We start from the raw sequence: 14,506 nt of genomic DNA, 5'->3' as shown, positions 1-14,506 counted from the left end.
ACGTACACACTCTAACTTCAAACCTCAACCAGGTAAAAATGATAAGAGCTTCTTCGAAAGAATGAAGGAATATTTTGAATAATTAATTTCAATATAAATTTAAAAACCGATGGCTATCACCATCGGTTTTTTTTATGGGTTTTTAAACCGCTAATCAACAAAGTTATTGTAAGTGGTACGCATGAAATCATATTTTCTAATCAGGTCTTCAGCATTGTCTACTGACAGTTTACCAGAAGCCCCCGCATCTCTCATAACTTTTCTGCTTTCTACCAAATAATCGTTAAAGCTGTCGTTAAAGCGTTTGAAAGCAGCTTCTTTGCCGGGAAATTTTGACGTACTTGGCATATCCATTTCAGTATGCTGTTTGTATTGAGTTTCCAGCGCAGTATAAGCGGCTTTGATTTTTGGTTCATCTGTTTTATAGTTTTTAGATCCAAGCATCATTCTATTAAAATCACCCACTGCTTTACGGTCATCCTTCATGGCAAAAATATAATCTTTTAGTGGATGGGTTTTTAAGATGATTCTTTCCGCATCATCTCCAATTACTTCTAGTTTAGCTAAAACATTTTCATCGTATTTGTAATATGCTTTAGTCATGGTGTAGATGGAGTCAATAAAGCCTTTTCCCTTTACGCCTTTATCATCCTTCCAATCTTCTGCTTTCAGGTAATCATTTAATGATTTATAAGTATCTTTTATTTTAGTTAATGTTTCATTTAAACCATTAACATTATCTTTAAAAAATTTCTGATCACTGCTGCTTAATACCGCTGGCGGGTTTTCGGGTTTTATTCTAGAGTGATTAAAACTTGGTGTATAAAAGGGTGATATTATTCCAATAAATGCAAACTGATTGCTGGGATTTTGCAAACCTTTAGAAATCTTCTCTAAATTTTCATCAACTCTTTTTAAGTACTCATTATTTTTATCTGTAAAACTTACCAAAACATTGTTGTATTCCACAATTTGGTTTGCATCCTCATTACTCGCTTCACCGTATTCAGTTTTGGCATCTTTGTCTTTTTTATCGCCGCTTTTGCATGCAGAAAATGATATCGCAGCTGCGACAATTAATAGTTTGATAGGTAATTTCATCTTTTAGTTTTTATATCTGATAAATTGTTTAAGCAAGCGAATTGAAAAAGAAAACTTAACAAAAATAACTATGGGATGTTTTGATGGTTAACGAATGCTATCCTTAAAGAATGATTTACCAAACCTAAATTTTATTCGGTAAAAAACAAAATCAAATTTATCAATAAAAAATCGAATTTGATTATTAAAATGCTAAATATTTTAGTATTTTTAAAGATGGAAAATTTGTTTTTAGTTTGTTTAATACCACCAGCTCATCTTGTAGAGGAGATTGATGAGCTGAGGAAGTTTATTTCGGAGGAGTTCAACGTTCATCAGTCACTCAAGCGTCCGGCGCATATTACGTTATATGAACCGGTAAAATTAACTTCTGAAACACAAGAGGAAACTTTTTTTAGGGCCTTACAAGATGCCGCTTATTCGGCACCGTTTGAACAGATTTTAACAAATTTTGGGTCTTTTCCTGAACATACCTTTTATATTAATGTAGTGCAAAACAACGACATAATGGTTTTGAAATCGCAGATCGATGATGCACTCAGGCCCATGCATTTGTTTGAGAAGAACAGGCCTAAATTTACGCCACATGTTACGCTTGCTTTCAGAGATGTGCAACCGCCAGTATGCAGAGCAATTGTTGCGGCATTTAAAGACCGAAAGTTTAAGCGCTCATTTGTCGTATCCGGGTTTTCAGTATACAAACATAATGGCAAAATATGGCAACCTTACCAAGAAATACCGTTCAAATCTCCGGCCGATAAAGCGAAACCGCTAAGTCTTTTTCCTTAACCTAAAAAGGCATTCCGATACCGAAATTATATTGAACAAAACGATAAGTATCCGGTGCATGTGTAGCGTTATATTGATTTTTGAAATCTCTACAACCAGAAAACAATTTACTGATTACCCACTGTTCATCGCCAATAAATTGCGGATCTTTCAACTTTATACCAACATCGAACCTGAAAACGAAATACTGAACATCGTAGCGTAAGCCAAAACCTGTACCAACAGCAACCCGGCTTGCGAGCTTACTCAGTTTGAACACTGTTAATTCGTCTAATTCAGAAAATTCCTGGCTAATTGATTCCCCCATACGCACATTCCAAATGTTTCCGGCATCAACAAATGCTGCTCCTTTTAAAGTTGCGCCAAAAAACTTTTTAGCCAGCGTAAAACGATATTCAAAATTGGTTTCCAATCGCATAGTACCCAGCTGATCTAATCCGAAGAAGGCTTTTCTTAGTGCCTCTGTACTGATAATTTCTCTGTTATAATTACCAGGTCCAATTGTTCTGGCTTGCCAGGCCCTTAATCCGTTAGATCCGCCTGCAAAAAACTGCTTTTCGAAAGGTATGCCAGTTAAAATTGAATTTCCATACGAATATGCTACACCTGTGTTTAAACGAGCAATAAACTGTCTTTCACCACCTAAATGCTTATACCATCTTAAATCAAGCTCTGGCCTTACGTATTGATTAAACGGCAGGCCCAATATTCTGGCCGGATTACCAGCTGCCGGATCACTTTTTGAACCTCCAAGGTTTGAAATGCCCTGCAGCAGGTTTCCAGCTATATCAATATTTGCTCTCAAATAAACAAATGTTCTCAACTGGTTTAGTTTATCAGCATTTAAAGTATAACTGTATTTCATGCCTAATGTTAAGTCTTTACGATCTAGCAAGGTGGCATAATACAGGTTATTTGAAACTGTGGCAGAATCTACCCCATCTTCTAAGGTTCCTAAACGATATTCAAAATTTAATGGCGTAAATGAATGGACTTTTGATTTTGTCTCAAACCAATCATAAGTAACCGAGTTAATGAACACCCGGCGTACAGATACATCCTTTTGCAGGGCATAAATGTAACTTGAAGAAAAAGTGGTGTGCGGCATCCCATTTCCGCCTAAAATCGGTTTATAAAATGGAATTAATAATCTTGGTACAGAAATACTTGCGCTGATTGAAAAATCCCGCTGGTAAATATCTCTGAACGGTTTAGCGTTGTTTCCAATTCTCGATTGTAATCCTCCCTTTAACTGCAATTCGAAACGCTCTGCACCTCTAAATAAGTTATTGTTGGTATAGGTATTACTTAAATTAAAACCAATGGTACCTCCGTTAAAGGGCACCTCGCCTTCTACCCTATTGCTCATTACTTTTTGCGGAGTGAGCAAAATGATCGGATTAATTTTATTGCCTGTGCTGTCTCTGTTGAAGTAATCGATTTTAACGTTTTTAAACACGTTCAATTCATAAAGGCGATCATAAGTCAGGTTTTCATTCCTTATATCATAAACTTCGCCTTGTTTTAAAAAATCGTAGCGGAGAATCGGGTTTCTTCTGTACCTTTTTGATAAATCAGTAAACGACACCCCTCGGGTGGTATCTCTGCTTACGTAATTGCGTAGCGAATCGGGAAAACCATCCGGACTTGGTGCAATAATCATGTAGGTGGTACCTATATTGTATTGCTTATGAGGACCTGAGGGTGGGTTAGTAATGTTCAACCTCAAATCTACCTTTTGCGGCTGATTTGTTTCTATCACATCAAAATTCACATATGGCCGAAGGAAGTAGAAGTAACCGTTCTCTTTCATCACCCTGTAAATCTGCTCTCTTTCGTATGTTAACGAATCCACATCATATCGCATACCTGGATGTAAGCGGGTAAAGGTGGCTTTCGTACTGTCATACACTTTCTTTACATTTTGGCTAAAGATAGAATCCGTTAGTTTACCAACGTTAGATACCTTACCCTGGTTGGCCACGAAATCAATTTGGGCTTTTTTATTTTTGACTTTGATATCAGCAGCTACTTTAGCATCAAAATAACCTTTACCATTCAGAAATTTTTGAATCTGATTGCGGGAGATTTCTACAAGTGCACTATCTAAAATTGCCGGTGGTGTACCAAAAGGCTTGATGTTGCTGGTTTTATACCTTCCATCTTTGGTATTGAATAAATTATAAAGTGGCACATTGATGCTAAAAGCCGATGGCGGGCGAATATCTTTCTGAACGTAATTGTAGGCTTGTTCTTCAAATTCTGTGTCAACACTATCAATCGTTACCTTCTTCACTATAGCCTGATAGTCGGGAATATATTTTGTAGAGGAACAGCTCTGAATTAAAACAATAATAAATAGTAATATTGCAGTGCTTTTCAGTTTAATATTTATTAAGTATTGGTATGCTTTCAAAGTCTCAGATTAGTTTTATAAAGTCATTACATCAAAAAAAATATCGTAAAGAGCATGGTTTATTTCTGGTTGAAGGTATAAAATCTATCAAAGAATTTTTTCAATCAAACTACAGCATCCACAGCATATTTTACAACAATGAGCAATCCAATTTGTTACCCAAATTGCCTGCAAATATAAACTTATTTGAAGTAAACAACGTTGAATTAGGGAAGATTAGTACTTTACAAACACCGCAGGGTTTTCTGGCCGTGGTACACCTTCCAAAAACTGAAAAAATTAACGAAAGTGCTTTGAAAAATCAATTTACACTGGTGCTTGATGGTGTTCAGGACCCAGGTAACCTGGGTACCATTATCAGAACTGCAGATTGGTTCGGGTTTAAAAAGATCATTTGTTCTGAAGATACCGTTGAGGCTTTTAATCCCAAAACGGTGCAAGCCACCATGGGTTCATTGGCGAGGGTATCAATACATTATGAAAATCTGACATCCTTTTTAGATAGAAACAGCTTACCTGTTTTCGGCGCATTGCTTGATGGTGCATCTATTTATGAAACCAACTGGGGCAATGAAGGATTGATTATTTTAGGTAACGAAGGAAAAGGAATATCCGAAGAAATCATAAAAAAAGTAAATAAACCCGTAACTATTCCTAGATTTGGCGAAGCAGAATCGCTTAATGTTGCAATTAGTGCAGCGATTTTTTGCGCTGAATTAGTGAGAGTTAAAAATTAGAAAGATATTATTTAAGATATTATTTGCGCACTAATTAATAATTGCTATTTTTGCAACCTTGAATTTCAAGGTCGAGTGGCCGAGTGGCTAGGCAGAGGTCTGCAAAACCTTCTACAGCGGTTCGAATCCGCTCTCGACCTCCATTTGTACAAATAAAATAATTAAAAGGTTATTACCATGGCAGTTACCAGATTAAAAAGAAAAGACAGAAGAAATAAAAATACAGCTCACCAAGAGGTAGCATTTTTAAAAAGAGCAACTAACATCGAGTTAGGAAGTCGCTCTGCTCAACCTAAAAACGATCAATTAGCTAAAAACAACGCTGTTTTAGCTGGTTTAGCAAAATAGTTTTTAGAGTATCTTCTTAAAAATTTAAAGCATCCTTCTGATCAAAGGATGCTTTTTTTATGCAGCAGACATCTAAGAAAATTGCATCGCTTCCAAGGGCTTCGATCGATCATTTGAAAACTTTACAGCATCTCCAACATTATTTTAAACAGAGATCTAAGCGTTGCGTTTTTGTATTTTAACTTTGCGAAGCTGAAGCATTGTGAATGATCAAAGCGCATCAATATTAGTTGCTATACAACATTCGGTATCTGAAGTAAGTGGATAGGTATCGGCACAGCGCTGGAACCTTTAAAAACCATCTAACATTACGCCTCACCTATCGCTTCAATATAAACGGAGGCTATGTTTAGCAGGCATAATGTTCATTCCTAAAAATCTAAAGGACTTAAAAATTTACTTTTAGCTACATCGGAAACATGCGTATAAATTTGCGTAATGGTTAAGCTGTTATGCCCCAAAAGTTTCTGAATATAACGGATATCCGTTCCGTTTTCTAATAAATGAGTGGCAAAGCTATGCCTTAACATGTGTGGCGAAACAACTTTATTTATATTAGCCAAACCCGCAGCCTGTTGCAATATACTTTGCACACTTCTGGGCGAATATTGTGCTTGCGATTGCCCCTCGAACAAATAAATTTTAGGTAAATGGATTTTAGAATATTCTCTAAGTAGCGGAAGCAGTGATTTTGGCAGCATCACTTGCCGGTCTTTTTTCCCTTTTGCCTGCCTAACTGTAATCACTTCGTTTTTTGAATCCACATCCTCAATTTTCAGGTTAATCAATTCGCTTAAGCGAAGGCCGCAACCATATAAGGTGCTCAAAATAGCTTTATGTTTTGAGTTGGTAACCACTGATAATATTCTTTTTACCTCCTCTTTATTGAGGTATTTAGGCAAGGTGTGTGCAGTACGTTTGGGAAACAAATGATCAATTTGCAAAACCCTGCTAAACACCATTTTATAAAACAACTTTACACTGCCAATAAGGTGTTTTTGATATGCGGCCGAGATGTTCTTTTCGCGAATAATTTTGCCGAGATAACTTTCAATAATTTGTTCATTGATCTCGGTGATCGGGAATTGGTTGTTCTCTTTTAAAAAAACAGCCAAAGCTGCCGTATACGATTTGATGGTAGAATGGCCATAACGGGTGATTTCCATTTTCTGCCTGAAAATTTCTAAGTATTTCACACTTAAATCTTTTGGTAAACATTCGTAAATCCAAAAGAATGCAATGCATAACAATAGCGATAAAGTGCTGAATTTAAATAGGATAATTCATTTTTTAAAAAATATCAAATTGGATTTACAAATGTTTTTTAGTTTGAATTTACGCAAATGCGTAAATTTAGATGTTACTGGCAAGCTTAAAACGACACTAAACAAATGGACATTGAACTTGAAGAAAAATCTGATTGGACAAAAATCAGACAAAAACTTAATCAGACTTACAAGTATGACAAAACTTGGGAAGATGCCATCACGTTATTTAACAAAAGAGTAAAACGTAAATTTTTCGACCCAATTCAAACTATCATTAATGGAAAGACATTAAAAGGCGAAGGTTTTACAATCGTGACCGTACAATGTGCGTTAATTGAAATGTTTGCTGCATTTAGAGTTGGAAAAATATTTAATCATAGTAAGACAAGTGCTTCGCCAAAATACGAATATGATAAAAGCCAAAAAATGTTTGTCAGTCTTCTTCGTTCGGCTTCTGTTTTTCAAGACAACTTCTGGCAATTAAATAATAAAAATAAAGTTGTAATTGACAAGCCATACAGTCCGACAGACTTTTACAAAAATGTTCGCTGTGGACTAATGCACGAAGCAAGAACAAAAGACAATTGGTATATTACAGCAACTCCTTTGACAAAATCCGTTAAAACAGAAAAACAATTCCTTGTTGCGGAAAACGGTAAAATAAAAATTTACAGAACAGTTTTACATTACAGACTTTTAGACTATTTAAAAGAATATTCCGATGAACTTAGTAAAGACACAAAAAAGAGCGAAGAGTTGCGAAAATATTTTGCGAGAAAATTAGACCATCTATTTGACTTTAACGCAGACACAAAATATGATTGGTGGACAGAATAAAAAGCCAGCCAGTAACATCGGTTTGGCAATATGGCGGCTGAAGTGCCAAATCCAAGTTCAGTTCTTCGATTGAACTTTTGTACAAAACTGAACATTTGTGCTTCGATTTCCGCCACATCGCCAAGCCGAAAAACGTTAGCGGCAAGCAAAAAACAACACTACAAAAGTATACAAATCACAAAATGGAGAAAATAATTTTTGAACTATCAAACGAACAACGACAATATTTAGGACTTACACCAGTTGAAAATAACTGGGAGCTTGTCAAATTATTTGACAGTTATGTATATTTTGATGGAGACATTATCCGTAAAGAAATTATTGTTAATGAACAAGCCTATACCGAACGTGACCTGAATGAAAAAACAGCTGAACACAGAACCATACTATTACCAAAAACAGAAAAAGGAAAACCAAAAAAGCTCAACTATACTGCTACACAATCCTTTAAAGGCATAGGTGTTTATTTTTCATTCTCAAGTAGTCATCTGACTATCTCGAACTATACAACACAAACAACTTATTACTCAGAAAATTTTGAAGATAAAAAACTTGACTACCTGAAAATTTGGTTAGAAAAATGGATTTCTGAGACAACTAGTGGAGATTTAGCGGAAATTACAGCTTTTAAAAATGCAGACCGCAAACACTGTAAATTTCAGGAAGGTGACTTTTTTGCCTTTAAAATTGACAGAAGGAACTACGCTTTTGGTAGAATTTTAATTGATGTTTCTAAACGAACAAAAACCGATAATCTAAAAGAAAATAAAAACTATGGCCTAACCCACTTAATGGGAAAAGCGCTAATTGTAAAACTCTATCACAAGATTAGCAATAATCTCGATGTTGATTTGAATGAATTATCAAAGACATTAGCTTTGCCATCACAAGCGGTTATGGATAATCAATTTTATTATGGAGAGAAATTTGTAATTGGACATAAATCCCTTGAAATGTCAGAATATGATATGCTTATTTCTTACAGCAAAAGCATTAGTTCTGATGAAAAAAATCTCATATATCTACAGTACGGATTTATTTACAAAGAAATGAATATTTCAAAGTTTGATAAGTATTTAAAAATAGAAGATAAGAGTTTGTATGGTGGATACAACGAAAATCCATTTAGAAAAGAAGGAGTCGGATTTGGTTTGGACATTGAAGAACTTAAAGAATGTATCGCAGAAAAATCTAATAAACCATATTGGAATAGTAACCATAGATATGACATCAAATATGATTTGCGAAACCCAATCAACCTTGATACAAAAAGAGAAATATTTTCGGCTTTTGGACTTGATGCTGACAAAACGTACGAACAGAACTTAGCGCTAACAAAATGACAGAAATTGCCAGCCGCTAACAGGGGTTTTGCAATAGTGGGGCGAAACTGCAAAGTTCAATCCCGTATGTACGGGATTCTTCGGTTCAACTTTAGTGCAAAATTGAAAATTTCCCGATGTAAAATCGGGACAAGTGGCGCTTCGATTGCCCCACCATCGTCAAGCCCCGAAACGTTGTGCGATATGCTAAATAACACTATTAAAAAATGAAACTGCAGAATAACAGATGAAAAAAACATTTACAATTTTAATAACTTCTCTTGCTTTGCTGTCTTGTCAAAACAAAGCACAAGAGGCGACTCAGGTAACAAATAAAATAGCCGAAAAGCAAGAACTAGCCCAAACACAAAATATACAGGACACTATAAAAATCCCAAAACCCACAGATGAAATTGTAGGTGAGTTTTACAAAGCTATCTTTGATAATGATAGTATAAAAGTAAGGCAAATGTTGGAAACTGTATTTCCTGCAAACTATGAACCTAAAAATAAGATACCACCACTGCAAGCATTAATTTGGTCATCAGACAATTTATATCTAACCAAACTTTTTGTAGAGGGTGGAGCAAAAATCAACAATAAGGAAAATCCATTAACCGTTGTTGCATCTGAGTATGGCAGATTGGAAATATTGAAGTACCTGATAGAAAAAGGTTGTGATATTAAAAACAATAAAGCTTTCAATACTGCAGGTTTTCATAGGTTTTACGATGGTGCAAAATTTTTATTGTTAAATGGTGCAAATCAGGAAAAAGGTGATGTGAGGGGGAAAATTTGGCTTTTTGAACAAGCTGTAATCAAATCTAACTATGAAGTACTTAATAAACTAAACCTCACTAATGAAGAACTTAATCACAACAATTGTGATGGAGAAACAGCATTAATTATCGCAGTAAAACAAAATAATTTTCAGATGGTAAAATATCTATTAAACAAAAATGTAGACAAAAAGAAACCTGAAACTTTTGACTGCGGAGATAATGTGAATTACGGAAAAACACCTATTCAAATTGCAAAAAAAGCTAATTATCAAGAAATCATATCCTTACTTAAATAAATCAACTAAAAACACAATCGCATAACAAGGGGTCAAACATGCTGAGCTCGCTTTGGATCGGTTACCTCCAGCCTAATCACGTCCGAAATTACCGCACTACCGTAAAGCTCCGAAATGTGAGCGAAATTTTTAACCAACCAAAACTAAAACAAATAAACAATTATATTTAAACCAATGAAGCAAACGGAATATACCCAAATGACAGAGCAAGAATTGATAGGTGAAGCAAAAAAAATGAAATCTTTTTCTATTATAAACGCCTTATGAATTGGTTTTTTAGCAGGCATTATAATCTACAGTTTTTTCAAAAACAGCTGGGGATTATTAACATTAATACCGCTATATTTTATTTACAAAATGGTTAACGACCCGAAAAACAGGAGAGTAAAAGAATTACAAGGTTTATTTAAGGAGCGTAACTTAAAATGGTAACTATTGAAAAGTTTCATTCCATAAGTGCGGGATAGAACCTTTATAGAAAATAGAGATTTCCCGATGTAAAATCGGGAAAAGTAGTGCTTCCTTGCCTATTGAAAAGCAGGGATTGCTGAAGCATCACAAGGCTCGAAATCCCCCCGCCGTGTAAAACCTTTAACCAAATAGCGAAGAATGAAAAACTGTTATTTTATTTTTTACCATACTTATATTTATGGCAAAGGAGGAAATTAATGCGATCTACTTCACGATATGATAAGGACGGTGAACAAAAAAAGTGTTTGACTTTTCTGGAACTATTATTTTGTACTTTTGCTGGTCTCTTTGGCTTCAATTCTGCTTGAAAAATGCAGAATGCAAAAGGATAAAATTAAATTCCAAATCTTCCCTGTTGTAAATAGCAGTTCCTTAATGATGCAAAAAATCATTAATTATTAAACAATGTTTACAGTAAAACAAATTGCCTTTGCGCACAGCAAAGTTAAATCAGGCGCCGATTTTCCTTCCTACATTCAGGAAATAAAAAATTTAGGTGTACATTCTTATGAGGTTTGGGTTAAAAATGGCCAAACAGAATATTTTGGAGCGGATGATTTTAGCACAAAATCCAGTCCGAAATATGACGAGCTGATCATCGCAAACCTCAGTGATCAGAAGAGGTTCATGGGTTATTTAAAATCGCACCAAAACGGTGAAACCAATTATTTGGAATTCTGCAAGCATTGCGCTGAAACCGGAGTCGAAAAGTGGCTTGTTTCATTAGATACGATGCTTTGTACTTATTTTGATCAGGCTGGCCAGGAGGTTTTAGTGGAAAAGATTCCAGGATAAAACTGACTGAAGAAAGCTGGAGAATTTATCTTCAGCTTTGCTATTTAACCAAAGATTTGCAAATCGATTTGATCAAGCCCGGGCCTTCATAAATAAAGCCAGTGTACAATTGAACAAGACTTGCGCCGGCCTCTAATTTCTCCTGGGCATCCTGAGCAGAATGAATTCCGCCTACACCTATAATTGGGAAAGCTTTATTTGATTTTTCTGAAAGATACTTAATAACCTCTGTAGAACGTTCTCTAACTGGTTTACCACTTAAGCCACCCGTTTCTCCGGCCAATACTTTTTCGGTGGCTAAATTTTCTCTACTAATTGTTGTATTGGTTGCTATAATTCCCGCAATTTTTGTTTCCGCTACAATTTCGATAATATCATCTAATTGTGCATCGGTTAAATCAGGTGCAATTTTCAATAAAATCGGACGAGAAATATCGTTCTTGCGGTTACGCTGCTGCAGTGTATGGAGGATATTTTTTAGGGGTTCTTTTTCTTGCAATTCGCGTAAACCAGGTGTGTTTGGCGAACTAACATTAACCACAAAATAATCCACTACATCAAATAACCGATCAAAACATTTAATGTAATCGCTTACGGCATCTTCATTAGGCGTGGCTTTATTTTTACCAATATTTCCGCCAACCACAATATCAGGATGTTTATCTTTCAGCATACGCAAACGCTCTGCCATCACATCAACGCCTTTATTATTGAAACCCATTCGGTTAATCAAGGCTTCATCATTAGGTAAGCGAAACATACGTGGCTTATCATTACCGGGTTGCGGCATTGGGGTTACCGTTCCAACTTCAATAAAGCCAAAACCAAGATTACTTAGAGATTCTACATATTCGCCATTTTTGTCAAAACCTGCAGCTAAACCTACCGGATTTCTAAATTTTATTCCAAATACTTCTTTCTCCAGACCTCTGATGTGAAAATCGAAGCTGCTGCGAATAATGGTTTTACCCAATGGGAATTTATCATTAAACCATTTCAACCGTTTTACAACGAAATAATGTACGTTTTCTGGGTCAAACTTGAAAAATATTGGTTTAATAAGGCGATACATGCCACGAAGATAAATAAAATATAGAAAAAAATGGAAGATGGAAAAGGTAAGATGGAAAACTCGACTATCTTAAATACCTCTCATAATATCTTCTGCCGCTCAAATCTTACCTCCTCCATCTCACATCATCCATCTTACATCATCCCTGCTAGTATGCTGCCGTAAACTGCTCCTGGTGGTGTGCATTGTTCTCCAATTCATCGGCAAGAACAATTGATAAGTCTTCTACCGATAGAATTGAACGACCTTCTTCATTAAAAACCGGAGAAGTTTTGCCCAAACGGTATTTGCCTGTGCGGCCAATGGTGATGCCTGGGTGCATTTCAATCGCTGGACTAAAAAACAACCAATCCAGTTCTTTTTCTTCTTTCAACTTATTAAAGTAGTCTCTTACAGCTGATGCACCAGGATAAATTTCTTTCGGAAACTGCGGCCCATCTACCAGCTGGTTTCCATCAATTTGCAAAGTACCTGCACCGCCAATGAAAATATAACGTTTTACGCCCGATGCCTTAACTGCTTTCTGAATGGCTTCTGCACCTGCAACAGTATCGTTATACAGGTTTGGGTTCGTCCAACCTGCGTTAAAAGCGCTGATCACCGCATCAGCACCTTTCAGAGTTTCTGCCAGTTTACCGGTATCCAAAACATCAACCGCCACTTTGCTAACTTTTTCATCTGTATTTTCGATTTTATCGCTATCACGGGCAATTGCAATTACCTCGTTACCACGACTTACCAACTCGTTTAAAAGGGCTTTACCTACAAAGCCAGATGCGCCTATTAATGCTACTTTCATGTTATTTATTTTTTAAATGTTTCTAAATGCTTATTGTAATAAATTTTGTTACAGTTTTGAATAAAAATTTTTTATTTGAATCTCAATGCAAAATCTGCCAGAGTTTGATTTGATAAATTCTCGATTAAAGCTTTTTCAGCATCACTGTAAAGTGTATTCAAATGCTGGTTTATTTGTTTCCCAATCGGACATTTTGGGTTCGGTTGATTTTTACTTTGCCCTAAAATATTGTTGTTGTTAACAGCCTTATAAACCTCTCCTAAATTAATATCTGATGCATTTTTTGCTAGAAAAGAACCGCCGCCCTTTCCCTCTTTACTATCTACAAAACCATGTTTCCTCAAATTCATAATTTCTTTCCGAACCAGCACAGGATTGATATTGATGCTTCCTGCCAAATATTCCGAACTCACAAGCATACCTTTTGCGTCATCAAGCAAGGTAAGTATGTGTAAGGAAATCGAAAATCTGCTGCTGTTCATTCTGTAATATTTTTTATTACAGAACAAATGTAAGGACTTTTATTTAATATCAAAATTTTTGATGATTTTAAATGATTTGTTAGTGGTTTGAATGAATAAGAATAATTTAAGCAGTAGAAATATTTTGAATTATAAGTTTACGAGCCCGTTGATTTGCGCATACTGCAAAAGCATAATGGTTTTACCATCTTTAATTTCGCCGGTTTTTATCATTCCCAAAGCGTTTTTAAAGGGCAATTCCAATACTTCTATATTTTCTTGTTCTTCGTGATGACCGCCACCTTCACTTACTTTCATATCTTTTGAATATTCAGCTACAAAAAAGTAAAGAATTTCAGTCACCGAACCTGGAGACATATAGGCTTCAAAAACTTTCTGCACATCTTTTATTTTGTAACCCGTTTCTTCTTCAGTTTCGCGTTTAATTGCTGTTTCGGGATTATCTTTGTCTAACAAGCCTGCACAGGTTTCGATTAACATACCGCTTGCATTGCCATTGAGGTAAGTAGGCAAGCGAAACTGACGGGTAAGAATTACGGTTTGATTTTCTTTGTTGTAAAGCAGAATAGTGGCGCCATTTCCCCTATCATAGGCTTCGCGATTTTGAGTTTCTACAGTACCATCTTTTTTATGATATTCGAATGTAATTTTGTTTAAGGTGTACCAATTATCTGAAAGGATTTCTGTGCTTAAAATTTTAATGTTTTCGTTGTTCATTCGTGATTAGCTTTAAATTCAAATGTATTAATTTTTTAATCGTTGACTGAAGTCAACGGCAATGAAGTGCGTTGTGATAAAACAGGATGGTAATGCTATCGTTATTAAATCTCATTACCGTCGTGCTTTAGCAGACGGATTTTAGTTTGCACTCTTGCCATTTTGCAACCGCCACTACAAGGCACAATTTTTTTGTGTATAAACCTGATAGCAGCGAAAATACTTTTTGACGCAGGTCTTCGACAGGCTCAGACTGACATGAAAGTGTGTACGT

Annotated in this window: 14 protein-coding genes and 1 tRNA gene; 8 read left to right on the top strand and 7 right to left on the bottom strand. The window is 35.6% G+C overall.

Annotated elements, in window-relative coordinates; translation table 11 throughout:
• Positions 1–150: 150 nt before the first annotated feature.
• A complete protein-coding gene (locus tag ON09_RS16785) occupies positions 151–1,101 on the bottom strand; it encodes a DUF3829 domain-containing protein (protein WP_010602223.1) in 951 nt (316 codons plus the stop codon).
• A gap of 216 nt (positions 1,102–1,317) precedes the next feature.
• On the opposite strand from ON09_RS16785, the gene ON09_RS16780 reads away from it, so the two are divergent.
• A complete protein-coding gene (locus ON09_RS16780) occupies positions 1,318–1,890 on the top strand; it encodes a 2'-5' RNA ligase family protein (protein WP_157258993.1) in 573 nt (190 codons plus the stop codon).
• A gap of 1 nt (position 1,891) precedes the next feature.
• Here the strand turns inward: ON09_RS16780 and tamL are convergent, their stop codons facing one another.
• Complete coding sequence (gene tamL / locus ON09_RS16775; protein WP_010602221.1) at positions 1,892–4,306, bottom strand: translocation and assembly module lipoprotein TamL; 2,415 nt, start codon at positions 4,304–4,306, stop codon at positions 1,892–1,894.
• Between tamL and ON09_RS16770 the strand changes: the two genes are divergently transcribed.
• The 3 genes from ON09_RS16770 to ON09_RS16760 all read left to right on the top strand — a co-directional run bounded on the left by ON09_RS16770 (position 4,297) and on the right by ON09_RS16760 (position 5,391).
• Positions 4,297–5,043 carry a TrmH family RNA methyltransferase gene (locus ON09_RS16770; RefSeq protein ID WP_010602220.1) on the top strand — a complete coding sequence of 249 codons (747 nt, stop codon included), beginning with the start codon at positions 4,297–4,299 and terminating at the stop codon, positions 5,041–5,043. The two genes, tamL and ON09_RS16770, sit on opposite strands and share 10 nt — an antisense overlap.
• Before the next feature lie 69 nt (positions 5,044–5,112).
• A tRNA-Cys gene (locus tag ON09_RS16765) sits at positions 5,113–5,186 on the top strand.
• 34 nt (positions 5,187–5,220) lie between these two features.
• Positions 5,221–5,391, top strand: coding sequence for a hypothetical protein (locus tag ON09_RS16760; protein WP_010602219.1), 171 nt, complete (start codon positions 5,221–5,223; stop codon positions 5,389–5,391).
• 371 nt (positions 5,392–5,762) lie between these two features.
• Here the strand turns inward: ON09_RS16760 and xerA are convergent, their stop codons facing one another.
• The gene (gene xerA, locus ON09_RS16755; protein ID WP_029204411.1) at positions 5,763–6,587 is read right to left on the bottom strand and encodes a site-specific tyrosine recombinase/integron integrase; all 825 of its coding nucleotides are present in this window, start codon (positions 6,585–6,587) and stop codon (positions 5,763–5,765) included.
• A 195-nt stretch (positions 6,588–6,782) separates the two neighbouring features.
• Here xerA and ON09_RS24365 point away from each other — a divergent pair, with 195 nt between their 5' ends.
• The 4 genes from ON09_RS24365 (at position 6,783) to ON09_RS16735 (ending at position 11,162) form a co-directional block, all read left to right on the top strand.
• Complete coding sequence (locus tag ON09_RS24365; protein ID WP_010602217.1) at positions 6,783–7,496, top strand: hypothetical protein; 714 nt, start codon at positions 6,783–6,785, stop codon at positions 7,494–7,496.
• 182 nt (positions 7,497–7,678) lie between these two features.
• Complete coding sequence (locus ON09_RS16745; RefSeq protein WP_029204410.1) at positions 7,679–8,839, top strand: immunity 26/phosphotriesterase HocA family protein; 1,161 nt, start codon at positions 7,679–7,681, stop codon at positions 8,837–8,839.
• 226 nt (positions 8,840–9,065) lie between these two features.
• Positions 9,066–9,896 carry an ankyrin repeat domain-containing protein gene (locus ON09_RS16740; protein ID WP_010602215.1) on the top strand — a complete coding sequence of 277 codons (831 nt, stop codon included), beginning with the start codon at positions 9,066–9,068 and terminating at the stop codon, positions 9,894–9,896.
• Between the two features lie 876 nt (positions 9,897–10,772).
• Entirely contained in the window at positions 10,773–11,162 is a 390-nt protein-coding gene (locus ON09_RS16735; protein WP_010602214.1) for a DUF1398 domain-containing protein, read from the top strand.
• 40 nt (positions 11,163–11,202) lie between these two features.
• Here the strand turns inward: ON09_RS16735 and ON09_RS16730 are convergent, their stop codons facing one another.
• The 4 genes from ON09_RS16730 to nudK form a co-directional block, all read right to left on the bottom strand.
• Entirely contained in the window at positions 11,203–12,234 is a 1,032-nt protein-coding gene (locus ON09_RS16730; protein WP_010602213.1) for a quinone-dependent dihydroorotate dehydrogenase, read from the bottom strand.
• Positions 12,235–12,382: 148 nt separating this feature from the next.
• Complete coding sequence (locus ON09_RS16725) at positions 12,383–13,033, bottom strand: NAD(P)-dependent oxidoreductase (RefSeq protein ID WP_010602212.1); 651 nt, start codon at positions 13,031–13,033, stop codon at positions 12,383–12,385.
• 71 nt (positions 13,034–13,104) lie between these two features.
• On the bottom strand, positions 13,105–13,515 hold the full coding sequence (locus ON09_RS16720) for an Rrf2 family transcriptional regulator (RefSeq protein ID WP_010602211.1): 411 nt from the start codon (positions 13,513–13,515) through the stop codon (positions 13,105–13,107).
• A gap of 129 nt (positions 13,516–13,644) precedes the next feature.
• Entirely contained in the window at positions 13,645–14,232 is a 588-nt protein-coding gene (nudK, locus tag ON09_RS16715; RefSeq protein ID WP_010602210.1) for a GDP-mannose pyrophosphatase NudK, read from the bottom strand.
• Positions 14,233–14,506 lie beyond the last annotated feature (274 nt).

Origin of the sequence: Pedobacter agri PB92, assembly GCF_000258495.1 — a bacterium.
Lineage (GTDB): Bacteria > Bacteroidota > Bacteroidia > Sphingobacteriales > Sphingobacteriaceae > Pedobacter > Pedobacter agri.
This window is presented reverse-complemented; position numbering and strand designations above follow the sequence as displayed.

Excerpts from the sequence above, each read along its gene's own strand:
- ON09_RS16785 (WP_010602223.1), bottom strand. The coding sequence starts at position 1,101 with ATGAAATTACCTATCAAACTATTAATTGTCGCAGCTGCGATATCATTT.
- ON09_RS16780 (WP_157258993.1), top strand. The coding sequence starts at position 1,318 with ATGGAAAATTTGTTTTTAGTTTGTTTAATACCACCAGCTCATCTTGTA.
- ON09_RS16770 (WP_010602220.1), top strand. The coding sequence starts at position 4,297 with ATGCTTTCAAAGTCTCAGATTAGTTTTATAAAGTCATTACATCAAAAA.
- ON09_RS16760 (WP_010602219.1), top strand. The coding sequence starts at position 5,221 with ATGGCAGTTACCAGATTAAAAAGAAAAGACAGAAGAAATAAAAATACA.
- ON09_RS24365 (WP_010602217.1), top strand. The coding sequence starts at position 6,783 with ATGGACATTGAACTTGAAGAAAAATCTGATTGGACAAAAATCAGACAA.
- ON09_RS16745 (WP_029204410.1), top strand. The coding sequence starts at position 7,679 with ATGGAGAAAATAATTTTTGAACTATCAAACGAACAACGACAATATTTA.
- ON09_RS16740 (WP_010602215.1), top strand. The coding sequence starts at position 9,066 with ATGAAAAAAACATTTACAATTTTAATAACTTCTCTTGCTTTGCTGTCT.
- ON09_RS16735 (WP_010602214.1), top strand. The coding sequence starts at position 10,773 with ATGTTTACAGTAAAACAAATTGCCTTTGCGCACAGCAAAGTTAAATCA.
- ON09_RS16730 (WP_010602213.1), bottom strand. The coding sequence starts at position 12,234 with ATGTATCGCCTTATTAAACCAATATTTTTCAAGTTTGACCCAGAAAAC.
- ON09_RS16725 (WP_010602212.1), bottom strand. The coding sequence starts at position 13,033 with ATGAAAGTAGCATTAATAGGCGCATCTGGCTTTGTAGGTAAAGCCCTT.
- ON09_RS16720 (WP_010602211.1), bottom strand. The coding sequence starts at position 13,515 with ATGAACAGCAGCAGATTTTCGATTTCCTTACACATACTTACCTTGCTT.
- nudK (WP_010602210.1), bottom strand. The coding sequence starts at position 14,232 with ATGAACAACGAAAACATTAAAATTTTAAGCACAGAAATCCTTTCAGAT.